The 13,661-nt window shown below is 67.1% G+C and carries 14 protein-coding genes; 4 read left to right on the forward strand and 10 right to left on the reverse strand.

Features of this window, described 5'->3' with window-relative positions; genetic code table 11:
• Window positions 1-31: 31 nt before the first annotated feature.
• From KAR29_RS12895 to KAR29_RS12905, 3 genes are all read right to left on the reverse strand, one after another.
• Window positions 32-940, reverse strand: a complete 909-nt coding sequence (locus KAR29_RS12895) for a DMT family transporter (protein WP_274373397.1) — start codon at window positions 938-940, stop codon at window positions 32-34.
• 78 nt (window positions 941-1,018) lie between these two features.
• Window positions 1,019-2,026 carry a cation diffusion facilitator family transporter gene (locus KAR29_RS12900; protein ID WP_274373398.1) on the reverse strand — a complete coding sequence of 336 codons (1,008 nt, stop codon included), beginning with the start codon at window positions 2,024-2,026 and terminating at the stop codon, window positions 1,019-1,021.
• A 21-nt stretch (window positions 2,027-2,047) separates the two neighbouring features.
• On the reverse strand, window positions 2,048-2,830 hold the full coding sequence (locus KAR29_RS12905; RefSeq protein WP_274373399.1) for a M23 family metallopeptidase: 783 nt from the start codon (window positions 2,828-2,830) through the stop codon (window positions 2,048-2,050).
• Between the two features lie 328 nt (window positions 2,831-3,158).
• Between KAR29_RS12905 and yedE the strand changes: the two genes are divergently transcribed.
• Window positions 3,159-4,247, forward strand: coding sequence for a YedE family putative selenium transporter (gene yedE / locus KAR29_RS12910; protein WP_274373400.1), 1,089 nt, complete (start codon window positions 3,159-3,161; stop codon window positions 4,245-4,247).
• A 19-nt stretch (window positions 4,248-4,266) separates the two neighbouring features.
• Window positions 4,267-4,488: a sulfurtransferase TusA family protein gene (locus KAR29_RS12915; RefSeq protein WP_274373401.1), complete on the forward strand. Its 222-nt coding sequence runs from the start codon at window positions 4,267-4,269 to the stop codon at window positions 4,486-4,488.
• 79 nt (window positions 4,489-4,567) lie between these two features.
• On the opposite strand, the gene KAR29_RS12920 is transcribed toward KAR29_RS12915, so the two are convergent.
• Entirely contained in the window at window positions 4,568-5,707 is a 1,140-nt protein-coding gene (locus KAR29_RS12920) for a type 1 periplasmic-binding domain-containing protein (RefSeq protein WP_274373402.1), read from the reverse strand.
• Window positions 5,708-5,860: 153 nt separating this feature from the next.
• Here KAR29_RS12920 and KAR29_RS12925 point away from each other — a divergent pair, with 153 nt between their 5' ends.
• Window positions 5,861-7,075, forward strand: coding sequence for a putative DNA modification/repair radical SAM protein (locus KAR29_RS12925; RefSeq protein ID WP_274373403.1), 1,215 nt, complete (start codon window positions 5,861-5,863; stop codon window positions 7,073-7,075).
• On the forward strand, window positions 7,072-7,821 hold the full coding sequence (locus KAR29_RS12930) for a TIGR03915 family putative DNA repair protein (protein WP_274373404.1): 750 nt from the start codon (window positions 7,072-7,074) through the stop codon (window positions 7,819-7,821). The genes KAR29_RS12925 and KAR29_RS12930 overlap by 4 nt, the downstream gene beginning before the upstream one ends.
• A gap of 116 nt (window positions 7,822-7,937) precedes the next feature.
• Here the strand turns inward: KAR29_RS12930 and KAR29_RS12935 are convergent, their stop codons facing one another.
• The 6 genes from KAR29_RS12935 to KAR29_RS12960 form a co-directional block, all read right to left on the reverse strand.
• Window positions 7,938-9,224 carry a TRAP transporter large permease gene (locus KAR29_RS12935; protein WP_274373405.1) on the reverse strand — a complete coding sequence of 429 codons (1,287 nt, stop codon included), beginning with the start codon at window positions 9,222-9,224 and terminating at the stop codon, window positions 7,938-7,940.
• A gap of 2 nt (window positions 9,225-9,226) precedes the next feature.
• Entirely contained in the window at window positions 9,227-9,703 is a 477-nt protein-coding gene (locus KAR29_RS12940; protein WP_274373406.1) for a TRAP transporter small permease, read from the reverse strand.
• 76 nt (window positions 9,704-9,779) lie between these two features.
• Window positions 9,780-10,784: a TRAP transporter substrate-binding protein gene (locus tag KAR29_RS12945; RefSeq protein ID WP_274373407.1), complete on the reverse strand. Its 1,005-nt coding sequence runs from the start codon at window positions 10,782-10,784 to the stop codon at window positions 9,780-9,782.
• A 138-nt stretch (window positions 10,785-10,922) separates the two neighbouring features.
• On the reverse strand, window positions 10,923-11,345 hold the full coding sequence (locus tag KAR29_RS12950) for an aconitase X swivel domain-containing protein (RefSeq protein ID WP_274373408.1): 423 nt from the start codon (window positions 11,343-11,345) through the stop codon (window positions 10,923-10,925).
• Window positions 11,345-12,565, reverse strand: coding sequence for an aconitase X catalytic domain-containing protein (locus tag KAR29_RS12955; RefSeq protein WP_274373409.1), 1,221 nt, complete (start codon window positions 12,563-12,565; stop codon window positions 11,345-11,347). The genes KAR29_RS12950 and KAR29_RS12955 overlap by 1 nt, the downstream gene beginning before the upstream one ends.
• Before the next feature lie 53 nt (window positions 12,566-12,618).
• A complete protein-coding gene (locus KAR29_RS12960; protein ID WP_274373410.1) occupies window positions 12,619-13,593 on the reverse strand; it encodes a C-terminal binding protein in 975 nt (324 codons plus the stop codon).
• Window positions 13,594-13,661: the final 68 nt, after the last annotated feature.

Here is a 13,661-nt window from a genome sequence, read left to right on the forward strand (position 1 = left end):
CGGTCCGGACCCAAGGGAGAAATCGCCTCTTTCAGCCCTCCCTCAGGGGGGCCCGGGCATTGAGGACGAGGCCGACGATGATGGCCAGGCAGCCCCAGACCTCCGTTTCCTGGGGGATCTGGCCCAGGATGAAGGCCGTCAGGGCCACGCCGCCGACGATCTCGACCGTGGCGGCCAGGCTGGCCGTCGAGGCGTCGACGTGGCGCAGGCCGAAGTAGAAGACGGCGTAGGGCAGAAGGCTGCCGAAGACGCCCAGAGTGGCGATGAGAAGCCACTGGCGGCCACCGACGAGGGCCAGGTCGGACCAGCCCTGTCCCACCGTCTTGCCCAGGCCGAGGACGATTCCGGCGAAAAGGTGGGCGTAGAAAAAGAGGGTCTCCGTCGAGAAGGGCGCCCCCCCCTTGCCGGTCAGACGTCCGAAGAGGGACTGCATGGCCATGGCCATGGCGGCGAGAAGCCCCCAGAGCAGACCGGGGAGGGAGAAACAGCCCGACAGGGAGGAATCGGAGCCGATCATGGGAAGAGCCACGCCGGAGAGGATGAAGAGGGCCGCGAAAAGCTGGCCCTTCAGCGGACGCTCTCCCGTGATCAGCGAGGCCCCCAGGAGGGTCATGATGGGGAAGGTGTAGTGAAGAAGGAGGGCGAAGGGGACGGAGAGCCAGTGAAGGGACATGAGGTAGCCCACGTAGCTGGCGGCGACGCCCACGCCTCCGTAGAGGAAGAGGAAGCCCAGCTGGGACGGAGTGACCCGAAAGGCCTGACGGCGAAAGAGGAACAGAAAGGGTCCGGTCAGGGCGAGAACGGTGATGACGCGGAAAAAGGCGATCGTCGGCGCCTCGACGCCGTCTTGAATGAGCATCTTCCCCGCCGGGGCCAGCAGGGCCCAGAGAAGCCCGGCGAAGGCCACGGCGAAAAGGCCTTTCCGATGGGAACGATCCACGATAATCCCTCTCTCTCGCGAAAAGCATTACATGCATCGAAGGGATTATAGACCTTTCTCCCCCCAGGGAACAACGGCTCAGAGCCCGTCGAAGTGAGAGGGCCCCCCTTCCCGTCCGTCATGGCCGTCGTCGAGCTCGGGCGATCCGGCCAGGCCCAGCCCCGTCAGCGGCTCGACGTGAAGGGTGATGAAGGTCTCCTCGCCGAAGACCTCCCGCAGGCGCCGCTCGACATCGACGGTGATGTCGTGGGCCTCGACGACGGTCAGCTCGGGGCGGACCAGGATATGGACGTCGACGGCGATCTGACAGCCGATGGAGCGGGTCCGCAGGTTGTGGGCCCCCTCGACGCCGTCGACGGCGACGATGAGGGCTTTCATGGCCGCCTCCGTCTCGGCGCTGAGCGAAGCCTCGAGGAGCTCGTTCAGCGAGCCCCTGACGACGGACCAGGCGACGCGGGCGACGGCGACGGCGACGACGAGGGCCGCCAGAGGATCGAGGATCAGGGCCTTCGGTCCGAAGAGCATGGCGCCGCCGATGCCGAAGAAGGTGACGGCCGAGGCGAGGACATCGGAACGGTGATCCCAGGCCTTGGCCCTCAGGGCAGGGCTGTTGAGGCGTTCCGAGGCCCCGCGGGTGTAGCGGAAAAGCCCCTCCTTGAGGACGATGGAGACGAGGGCCGCCCCGAGGGCGACGGCCGTCGGCCGCGGGGGAAGTTGGCCGCCGACGATGAGAACGATCCGTGCGATGCCCGTCCGGAAAAGGAGGGCGGCGACGGCCAAAAGAGAAAAGCCGACGAGAGCGGCCGTCAGAGTCTCCACCTTGCCGTGACCGTAGTCGTGGGAGGCATCGACGGGGCGGGCCACGAAGCGGAAGCCGACGAGGGCGACGACATCGGTGACGCAATCGGACAGGGAGTTGACGCCGTCGGCCGTGACGGCCACGCTTCGGCCCAGGAAGCCGGCGGTGAACTTGAGGACGGCCAGGAAGAGGTTGGCACCCAGCCCCAGCAGAGAGACGGCAAAGGCCCTGTCGGCCCGGGCCTTCAGGAAAGAGGAGGCACCCGAACCGGACTGTTCAGAGCCCAAGGCAGCCGCGTCTCTCTCTCATCAGGGCAGGAAGCCCTGGGGATCGCGGGCCTTGCCGCCGACGAAGACGGAGAAGTGGAGGTGATTGCAGGTGGCCCGGCCCGTGCGCCCCACGGTGGCGATCTTCTGCCCCTGGCGGACCCACTCGCCCTTCTTGGCGAGAAGGGCCGTGCAGTGGGCGTAGAGCGTCTCCACTCCGTTTCCGTGGTCGACGCGGATCGTCTTGCCGAAGCCGCGGATGGAACCGACGAAGACGACCCGTCCCGAACGGGCGGCCACGATGGGCGATCCCTTGGGGGCGGGGATGTCGATGCCGTTGTGGAAGGAACGGCCCCGCCTGCCGAAACCGGAGCTGACCTCTCCCTTGAGGGGCCAGATGAAGGCCTGCTCCTTCTGATGGGACCGGGACTCGGTCGAGGGCGCGACGGGAGAGGCGGCCGCGGCCTGCATCTCGAGGATGGGGAAGGTGAAACCCTTCCTCTCGGCGTGGAGTGCTTCCGTCGTCTCGCCTCGGCTGCGGGCACGGACCTCCAGCAGGGTGGCCAGGAGCTCCTCTCCGGAGCGGGGGACGAGAAGCGTCATGCCCGCCTCGAGGTCCCCGCCCCGACGGAAGTCGTTGGCCCAGAGGAGATCGGCCTCGGAGAGGGAGAAGCGGAGGGCCACCTCCTGGGCCGTCTCCCCCGGCAGAAGGCTGTATTCCTTCCAGGGAAGCTCCGCGGCGGCGGGCGATGTCTGAAACAGAAGGGGAAGGGCGGCCAGGAGGGCGAGACGCCCGAGGGGGGGACGGGGAAACGACACTCTCATGCGATCCGGGCTCCTTTCGGGAAGCGGCGGGCATTGCGCCGATGAAGGCACCTTCGCCGGAGCGCCGGTGGAAGCGCAAGCGACGAGGGGACCACGACGACTTTCGGCCTCCGGGAACAGGCACCCGGCGGAGGCGACGATGGAGTTTCGACGACCCTTACATTGTACGACGGTTTCGTCCCTCTCCCAAGGGGGGCGATTGAATATCCTATGCCTTATATCTATACTACTTATGACAAAACGAAGAAAGGGGGGCTGACCGGATCCTCCGGGGCCGTCGGGCCCTTCAAGAATCGGAACCTCAATCTCAATCAAAGGAGCGTCAGCCATGAAGAGCCTCAACGGCATCCTGATGTCCCGTCTCGGCCCGATCGTCACGGGAGCGGTCGTCGGCATCCTGGCTCCCCTTCTCGTCTGGAAGGGGAACCCCGGCAACATGGGAATCTGCGTCGCCTGCTTCACCCGCGACATCGCCGGCGCCCTGGGGCTGCACCGGGCCGCCGTCGTCCAGTACCTGCGCCCCGAGATTCCGGGCTTCATCCTCGGTTCCTTCGTCTCGGCCCTCGCCTTCGGCGAGTACCGTCCCCGGTCGGGCTCGTCGCCGGTGATCCGTTTCTTTCTGGGCCTCTTCGCCATGATCGGCGCCCTCATCTTCCTCGGCTGTCCCTGGCGAGCCTATCTTCGCCTGGCCGGAGGGGACTGGAACGCCCTGGCCGGCATCGCCGGACTGCTGGCCGGCATCGCCATAGGCATCGCCTTCCTCTGGAAGGGATTCAGCCTTGGCCGGAGCCACGGCTCGGAAAAGGGATCGGGGCTGGCCATGCCCGTCGCCGCCCTGGCCCTGCTGGCCCTTCTCGTCCTGGCTCCCGTCTTCGGTGAAGAGGGAAAGAGCGCCGTCTTCTTCTCCGCAAGCGGCCCCGGATCGCAGCACGCGCCCCTGGCCATGGCCCTCGGCGTGGGCCTTGTCGTCGGCTGGATGGCCCAGAGAAGCCGATTTTGCACCGTCGGCGCCCTCCGCGATCTCGTCATGCTCCGCGATTCCCACCTGGCGAGCGGCGTGGCCGCCTTCGTCGCCGCCGCCTTCGTCACGAGCCTGGCCCTGGGGCTCTTCAAGCCCGGATTCGAGGGACAGCCCGTGGCCCACACGTCCCAGACATGGAACTTCCTCGGCATGGTCCTCTCGGGCCTGGCCTTCACCCTGGCCGGAGGCTGTCCCGGCCGTCAGCTCATCATGAGCGGCGAAGGCGACGGCGACGCCGCCGTCTTCGTCCTGGGCATGCTCGTCGGAGCCGCCGTGGCCCACAACTTCAACCTGGCCAGCTCCCCGGCAGGGGCCACGCCCTTCACTTCAGGAGCCTTCGTCACGGGAATGGCCTTCTGTCTTTCCGTCGGCTTCCTGATGCGCCAGAAGATCTGATTTCCTGGGAGGGATCGTCATGAGCGACCATCTTGTCGTCGATGCCCGGGGGCTTTCCTGCCCCCAGCCCGTTCTGCGGACCCGAGAGGCCCTGGCCGGCAGGACCGCCGGCGCCGTCGAGATTCTCGTCGACACCGTCACGTCCCGGGAGAACGTGAGCCGCTTCGCCCGCAACCAGGGGTGGCAGTGCCGCAGCGAGGAGCAAAAGGACGGGACCTACCGCGTCATCGCCACGCGGTAGGTCCCGTCCCGACCGCCGCCGCAACGCGAGGGGCCGCCCCCAGGGGGCGGCCCCTCGCGTTGCGGCGGGCTCATTCAGCTCAAGGGGAGAAGGAGTCTGAGGAGACCTCCGGAAACGCCAGAGGGGGCACGATCTCGAAGGTCCGCCACCGCCCCTGGCGCAGCTCGAGGAGGTGAAGGGGCTGCGCGCCGTCGCCCGCCTCGTCGAGGGGGAAATCCCATCCCCAGCGGTCGACGTGCCTCATCGCCGACAGGGCCGCCGCAACGCCGCCCCGGAGGGGGCCGCCGACGGACACGGCCTGATCGACCATGGCCAGGGCGGCATGGGCCGGACCGAGCAGCTCGAAGGGAGGACGTTCGCCGTAAAGCGCCTTCAGGCGGGAAGAGAGGGCTTCGAGATGAGGCTCCGTCTCGGGGGCGAAGAAGGAGAGCCCCCAGACGCCGTCGCCGGGGCTTCCCGCCAAAGAGGAGGTGCGGGACGAGACGCCCCAGTCGGAGACGTAGATCTGAAGGCCCGGCCAGAAATCGCGCAAAAGCTGAACGGCCAGGGCGGAGAAGAAATCGGGCAGAAGCAGCAGGGCTCCCTTCATCCGGGGGTGGTGATCCAGCAGATGGATGATCTGGGCCCGTTCCAGCCCACGTTCCAGACGGATGACGTCGAGGGGGGCCTCGCCGAGGGTTTCGACGAAATCGGGGAGGAAGGAATCGACGTACTGGTAGTTGTTGCCGTCGGCCAGAACGACGAAGTCGTGAAAGCCCTGCTCGCGGGCGAACCGGCCCGCCCTCCGGGCTCCCGTGCTGGCCAGGACCCGGAAGAGACGGTCGCCCGAGAGGGCGAGGCGGCGGGAGTTGGCCCTCGGCGAGACGCAGGAGATATGCCCCTTCTCGGCGGCGAGAAGGAGACGCCCCGTGAAGGTCGACGTTCCCCCTCCCAGGATGGCCACGGCCCCGGCCTCGACGGCCTGTCGCACGGCCTCGTCGAGGTTCACGGAGGAGAAAACCAGCGGCTGGTAGCGGGCGATCTTCTGTTCCCGGGCGTCGTCGATGATCCGCAGGAGGGTCTGCTGCAACCTCCGGCCCAGCGACGCGCCGCTCCCCTCTTCCTCGAAGATGAGGGCTACGGGAATTCCCCTGTCGATGTCCCGAAGGAGCAGCTGCGCTCCGAGGGCGACGACGACGGTCAGGACGACGGAGACGACGACGAGCGAAAGGGCGCGCAAGGGAACCTCCCCCTGAAGGCGAATTTACGGTTCGGTTCCATTCTACCGCAAAAAGGGCTGCCATAATCGCCGGCGCGACGAGGGGCGGAACCCGTCTGGCAAAAGGGAGAAAGATATGGTAACGTTCAGTAACTAAAGGAGGTGAAGGCTGCCATGGATGGGGAGAGAAAACTGGCCGTTCTGGGCGAGGCGGCCCGCCACGACGTCTCCTGCTCCTCCAGCGGAAGCGCCCGCAGGGGAGCCTTCCCCGGGGGGATCTGCCACAGCTGGACTGCCGACGGCCGCTGCGTGAGCCTTCTCAAAGTGCTTCTCAGCAACCGCTGCCGCTACGACTGCGCCTACTGCGCCAACCGGGCCTCGGCCGACGTGGAGAGGACCGAGTTCGCTCCCGCCGAGCTGGCCGAGCTGACCGTGGCCTTCCACCGCCGCAACTACATCGAGGGGCTCTTCCTCAGCTCGGCCGTCGTCGTCTCTCCCGACGCCACGATGGAGCGCATCGTCGCCACCCTCAGGCTGCTGCGCACCGTCCACCGCTTCAGGGGCTACATCCACGCCAAGGTCATCCCCGGCGCCGACAGGGACCTCGTCCGCCTCGCCGCCCTCTACGCCGACCGGGTCAGCGTCAACATCGAGCTCCCCTCGGAGGCGAGTCTTCTCCGGCTGGCCCCTCAGAAGAGCGGCCCCTCCATCCTGGGACCCATGGCCACTCTGGCGACGACGCTGGCCGAGGGGGCCGAGGCGCGGCGCCGGTCGCCGAAGGCGCCTCCCGTGGCCGTCGGCCAGAGCACGCAGCTCATCGTCGGCGCCTCGCCCGAGACGGACCGGACCATCCTCACTTTGACTCAGGCCCTCTACCGCAAGTTCCATCTGAGCCGCGTCTACTACTCGGCCTACGTCCCCGTGGGCTCCAGCCCCTTCCTGCCCGGCCCCGAAAAGGCCCCTCCCCTGCGGCGGGAGCATCGCCTCTACCAGGCCGACTGGCTCCTGCGCCTTTACGGCTTCGACGTCGACGAACTGGTCGACGAAGGGTCGCCCCTTCTCGACGACGATCTCGACCCCAAGGCCCGATGGGCCCTGAACCACCTGGAGCGCTTCCCGCTGGAGGTGAACGACGCCGACTACTCCCAGCTGCTGCGCGTTCCCGGCCTGGGACGGACGACGGCCCGACGCATCGTCGAGGCCCGCCGGACGAGGCGCCTCGACGCCGACGCCCTCCCCCGCCTCGGCCTGGCCCTCAAGCGGGCCCGTCACTTCCTGACCTGCGACGGCCGATTCCTCGGCGACGGTCCTCTCGACGCGGCCCGGCTCCGACGACGTCTCTCCGACGGCCCCGACGGGGAGAGCCGCCAGCTCCGCCTCTTCCCATGACCGTCATCCGTCACGACGGCACCTTCGACGGGCTCCTCTGCGCCCTCGACGAGGCGCTCCGCTCCGGCGGCGACGGCGTGGCCCCGGCGGAGGAGGGGCTCCGCCTCTTCTCCCGGACCGTCGACAGCGACGGAGAACGGGCCCGCCGCTTCGCCGAAAGCCTGGCCCGAGCCTCTTCCGGGGAGGTCCTGCGCCGTCTCCTCCTGGCCTCTCTGTCGTCGACGCCCTGCGGCGACGGGCTTTTCGTGGCCTACTGCCGCCGCGCCTTCGCCGTCGGAGAGGCCGTCCTCGGCGATCACGGCGCCCCTTCCGTCCGGGCCGTCGAAGGGCTGGCCCGCTCCGTCGGCGTCGAGGCCCACCGCCTGACGGGCTTTCTCCGATTCTCCTTCAGGAAGACCTTCTGGTACGCCCCCTGCGAGCCCGATCACGACGTGCTTCCCCTGCTGGGACGTCACTTCGCCCGCCGCTTTCCCGACGACGACCGGATCGTCCACGACCTGAGGCGGGAACGGAGCGCCCTCTGCCGCGGCGGCCTCTGGAAAATCGTCCCCCTGGCCCGGTCCGCCTCCCTTCCCGACGAGAACGAGCCGGGCTTCGCCCGGCTCTGGCAGATCTATTTCGCGGCGACGACGAACGGGGCCCGAAGGAACGAGAAGCTCCAGCGAAGCCGCATGCCCCGCCGCTACTGGAAGCACCTCGTCGAGGACCCCGGCGGCACCGCCCCGGAAGGCGGAGAAAGCCTCTGAGATCCGCTCCGTCCTCGCCGGGAGCCGAAGAAGCGTCGCGGCGCCGGAGACACTCCGGCGCCGCAAGCCGGCGGATCGGGAAGCCGAGCGCCGCAGCCGGAGGCCTCGGCCTTTCCTCAACCCCTGCGGAAAAGCTCGACGAGCCCCATACTCGTGGCCGGCACGAAGGTCAGAAGGAGAAGGCAGGCCACCATGGCCAGGACGAAGGGAACGATGTCCCGCGAGATCCCCTCGATCGACTCGTCGGAGATGGCCGAGGCCACGAAGAGGTTGATCCCGTAGGGCGGCGTGATGAAGCCCACGGCCAGGTTGACGGTGATGATGAGGCCGAACTGGACGGGATCGATGCCGAGCTGGGTCACGACGGGCAGAAGGATCGGCGTGAGGATGATGACGGCGGCAATGTTGTCGACGAAGCAGCCGATGATGAGGAGAAAGGCGTTGATGATGAGGAGCGTCACCACCGGACTGGAAGAGATCCCCATGAGCCAGGCCCCCATCTTGGCGGGGATCTGGGCCATGGAGAGGTAGGCGGCGAAGGCCATGGACAGGCCGATCATGAACGAGGTGGCCCCGTTGACGAGGACCGAATCCTTCAGGGCCTCGTAGAGGGTGCGGAAGTCGAGCTCGCGGTAGACGAAGCGGCCGATGAGGACCGAGTAGACGACGGCCACGACGGCCGCCTCTGTGGGCGTGAAGACGCCGCCGTAGATGCCCCCGAGGATGATGAAGGGGACGATGAGGGCCCAGATGGCCTCCCGGAAGGCCCGGACCACCTTGGCCAGCGACGGCCTTTCGGCGGAGCTCAGGTAGTGCCGTTTCCTGGCGACGAGGAAGCAGACCGCCATCAGAGAAAGGCCGATGAGGATACCGGGGACGATGCCGGCTATGAAAAGCTCGCCGACGGAGGTTCCCGAGACGACGGCGTAGATGACGAAGGGAATCGACGGCGGGATGATGACGCCGATCGTCCCCGACGCGGCCGTGACGGCCGCCGCGAAGGAGCCGTGATAGCCGCGCTCCCTCATGGCGGGAATCATGAAGGAGCCGATGGCCGAGACCGTCGCCGGCCCCGATCCGGAGATGGCCGCGAAGAACATGCAGGCCAGGACGGTCACCATGGCCAGGCCGCCGACGATGAAGCCGACGAGGGCGTCGGCCAGGGCCACGAGCCTCTTGGAGATGCCGCCGTAGCTCATGAGCGCCCCGGCAAGGATGAAGAAGGGAATGGCCAGGAGGGGGAAGGAGTCGAGGGCCGAAAAGGACTTCTGGGCCACGATGACGAGGGGGATCCGCGTCGTCAGGGCCAGGGAGATGGCCGTGGCGATCCCCAGGGTGATGCCGATGGGAATCGACAGGGCGATGAGGATGATGAGAAGGCCGAACAGGATGAGGGCTTCCACGGCTAAACCGCCTCCTCTTCGAGACGCCTGAGGACGAGCCGGACCTCGCCGACGAGCCTCAAGGCCATCATGGCGCAGCCGACGGGCACGGAGGCATAGGCCCAGGAGATGGGGATCCTCATGGCCGCGCTGAGCTGCCCCGTCCTGACGAGGAAGAGGGTCATCCGGCTGCCCTGGTAGGCGAGGAAGAGGCTGAAGGCGAACCAGACGACGAGGACGAACAGCTCGAAACGGACCCGGTTCCTGCCCCGGAACCGGTCGGCCACCATCTCGACCCGGAGGTGGCGGCGCTGCCTCACGGCGTAGCTCGCCCCGAGCCAGGTCTGCCAGAGGAAGATGTAGCGGGCCAGCTCTTCGCTCCAGGAGAGGGAGTTGTGGAAGACGTAGCGCATCACCACCTGGAAGAAGACGAGGAGGACGTTGAAGGCCATGCTCCCCACGAGAAGATACTCTTCGGCGTCATTGATTTTTTTCCACATCGGCAGAACCTCTTTTCCCGGCAGGAGGTGCCGGAGCGGGCTTGTGGCCCCGCTCCGGCACAAAACGAGAGAGGAGCTACTCGCTGGCCACCTTCTTGGCCATGTCGACGAGCTCGTCGCCGATTTCGCCGCGGAACCGGTCATAGACGGGCAGGGTGGCCTCGACGAAGAGGGATTTCTCTCCGTCGGTCAGCTCGTTGATCTCCATGCCCGTCGCTTTGAGGGCCTCGAGGAACTCCTTCTCCTGAACGTCGGCCATCTTCCTCTGTTCGAGGCAGTAGTGCCGGGCGGCGTCTTCGACGATCTTCCTCAGATCGTCGGGAAGGCCGTCGAGGAAGGCCTTGTTGGTCACCAGCATGGTGGCGCTGAAGACATGTCCCGTCAGGGAGTAGAACTTCTGGACCTCGAAGAACTTGGAGGTGTAGACGAGGACGACGGGGTTCTCCTGGGCGTCGACGATCCCCTGCTGAAGGGCCGTGTAGAGCTCGCCGAAGTTCATGGGCGTCGGGTTCGCCCCGAGAAGGCTGAAGAAGGCCATGTGGAGGGGGTTCTCCATGGTCCGCAGCTTGAGACCCTTAAGGTCTTCGGGGCTGTGGATGGGTCTGCGGCTGTTGGTGATGTGGCGGAAGCCGTTCTCGGCGTAGCCCAGGTTGACCATCCCCTTGGGGGGCAGGAGCTCGTTCAGCTTGAGCCCCAGCTCGCCGTCGAGAACCTGGAAGGCCTTCTCCTTGGACTTGAAGAGGAAGGGCAGGTCGAAGACCTGGAAGCGCTTCTCGAAACCGGCGATGGCCGACGTGGCGGGGATGGCCATCTCCAGAGTGCCGAGCTGGACCGATTCGATCAGCTCCCGGTCGCCGCCGAGCTGGGCGTTGGGGTAGAGCTCGACGGCGATCTGTCCCTTCGAGAGTTCCTCGACGTCCTTCTTGAAGACGTCGCGCATGATGATGTGGTCGGACTGGGTCTCGGGCAGGATGTAGCCGACCTTGAGGATGTACTTGGCCCCGGCGGCGGCGGGCATGGCGGCGACGGCGATGAAGGCGGTCACGAGAAGCAGGCTGACGAGAAGTCTCTTGCTGCGCATAACATTCCCTCCCTGTTTTCTCTCGGTCAGGTCCCGCGAGGGACCTCTTCGGCGAGACGACGCGGCGGACGGACTCACGACCTCAAAAGAGACGGACCACCTCCTCCGTTCACCCCTGCGGGGCCCGGCGGTTCTTTTTCAGGAGGACTTGCGGACGACGATCTCCTCCCTGTCGGCGTCGACGCGGACCCAGTCGCCGTCGGCGATGGCCTCGAAAGGATCGACCTCCATGCGGTCCACCATGGGCTCGTCGACGACGACAGAGGACGAGACCAGGACGGGCTCCGTGTCGGCGACGATGATGGCCTTGGGCAGAGTGCCCTTCACCGAAAGCTGGTAGAAGCCGTCGACCTGGACGACGGAGCTGCCCTTGCCCGACTTGAGCACCAGGATCTTGCCGGCGATGCTCCTCCCCTGGAGGGGGTGGCCCTTCTCGATGACCGTCCCCGTCTCGGGATCGCAGAGGTAGAAGCACATCGCCTCGGGCGAGACGATGGCCTCACCCTCGCCGCCGCCGGCGACGATGCGGCGACACCTGAAACGCCTCTCCACCGATTCCATCACTGAACCTCTCCCTTCACGGCCGCCTCGACGCACTCCGCAAGACGGCGGACGACGAAGGGCTGGCCCCGGCGCTCCCGGTAGTACATGCACTTGGGCGAATCGGTGACGCCCAGCCCCCCCTCGAAACTCTTCCAGCAGGGCTCGTCGATGCAGGTATCGGGGACCAGACGGACTCCGGCCTCCTCGAGGCGACGGCGCTCGCCGGAGCGCTCGGCCAGTTCGAGGGCGTCGAAGGAGGTGAGGACCCAGAAGGCCACGCCGTCGCGGACCTTCCTGCCCCGCATGAGGACCTCCAGCTCGCGGATCTGGTCGTGGCTGTAGTGGGGACAGCCGAGCATGACGAGGTTGATCGGCCCCCCCTCTTCGGAGAGCTCCTCCTCCTTGGCCTTCAGGTCGGCCATAACGATCGGACGCGACGAGGCGGGGACGGGATTTCCGCCGAAGGCGGCCTCGAGCGTCGGCGCCTCGGGCGTGACGCCGACGATGTGGTACATGGCGACGGCGCCGCTGGTGTTCAGTTCCGCCCCGAGGTAGAGGAGGGCCTCCGGCGAGGGACGGCGCGGCATGTGGCGGAAGCGCAGGACGGGGACGGCGCTCCCGGCGAACTCGCCGATGCACCAGCCCAGAAGGCCCCAGTCGTAGGGCTCCTCGGGCCAGAAATCGACGTCGACGAGCAGGGTACCCCGGCGGTTCTCCTCGAAGTGGAGGCCGTAGAGGGGCGTCTTGCCCGTCACGGCCGCAGCCAGGGCGCTCACCGAGGACTCCCGGCTCGACCGGGCCCCCAGGACGGAGTTGACGTAGGGCGTGGCGCTCGACTCGGAGAAGGCCACGTGCTCGCCGAAGGAGGGAACGTTTCCGGCCAGCTCGGGCGTGCAGCAGAAGGTGAGCCTGGCCCCGATCCGGCGGTAGACGTCGATCGTCCTCAAAGCCAGATCGAGCTCGGCCTGGCTCACGCCGTAATGGTTCGTCAGGTTTCGGACGTCCCAGCAGGGGTTCGTCGTCGGCGTCACCCTGCAGACGGCGCCGCCGTTCACGAGGAGCTCGCACCAGTAGGTGTCCCCCTCCTGACCGCTGAGGGCGACGTGGGCCCGGGAGACGTCGATCATGCGCTCGGCGTCGAAGGCCTTGCCCAGGGCGACCTGGAGCTCCATCGCCTTCTGGACGCCCGGCCCGCAGGAACCGTCGAGCATTCGTTTTTCATCGTCGCTGAGAATCATCGCAGAGGCCTCCTTGAAGATAGACGTGTCCGGAAAAAGGGACGAAAAAGCCGTCACTTCGAATCGACGCGATCCCGGACGGGCCGTCCCTGAAGGACGTCGATGACGTTCTCCGTCGCCCGCCGCCTCAACTCGCCGAAGGACTGTTCGGAAAGGTAGGAGATGTGGGGCGTCACCAGGATCGGGGGACAGTGGAAGACGGGATCGGAAAGGCAGGGCGGCTCGCGGCGGACGACGTCCAGAGAGGCCCCGGCCAGACGGCCTCCGTTCACGGCGTCGACGAGGGCCTCCTCGTCGACGATGGCGCCCCGGGCCGTGTTGATGACGTAGGCCGTCGGCTTCATCAGGGCGAGGGCGGCGCCGTCGATCATCCCCTCCGTCTCGGCCGTCAGCTTGGCGTTGACGCTGAGAAAATCGGCCTGGCGGAACCCCTCCTCCCAGGCGACGGGAAGAACGCCGAGCGACTCGAAACGGGAGGGCTCCACGTAAGGATCGAAGGCCAGAACGTCCATGCCCAGGGCCTTGGCCTTGCGGGCCACGGTGCCGCCGATGCGCCCCAGACCGACGACGAAGAGGGTCGACCCGGCGATGCGCCTCACGGGATCCTTCACGGCCGGAGCCCCCCAGAGTCCCGCCTCCAGGGCCGGACCGTAGGCGGTGATCTTTTTGTTGGCGTGGTAGATGGAGGCGATCACGTGGTCCGAAACGTCCTCGACGCAGTAGCCGGGGACGAAGGTGACCTCGATCCCCCTCTCGCGGGCCGCCCGGTAATCGACGCGGTCGTAGCCGCCGCCGAAGACGGAGAGGATCCGGCAGCGGTCGAGGCGCTCGATCGTCTCCCGGGGCATGTCGACGTACACCTGACAGAGAATCCCCTCGGCCTCGGAGCCGAAGGCGTCGAGATCGGCCCCGTAGTCGTTGCCCGAGAAGCGAAGGTCGCAGCCGGGAAAGGCCTTTTCGAGAAGGGCCTTTTCGACGTCGTAATCGGGCCACTCTTCGTCGATGATCCAGATCAAGGGTTTGCTCATCGCGATGCGTCCTCCCATCGTCCTGGCGTCGCCGCACAGGGGATACTTTTGAAATACTGCCGGTATAC

It is taken from the genome of Aminithiophilus ramosus, from assembly GCF_018069705.1.
GTDB lineage: Bacteria > Synergistota > Synergistia > Synergistales > Aminithiophilaceae > Aminithiophilus > Aminithiophilus ramosus.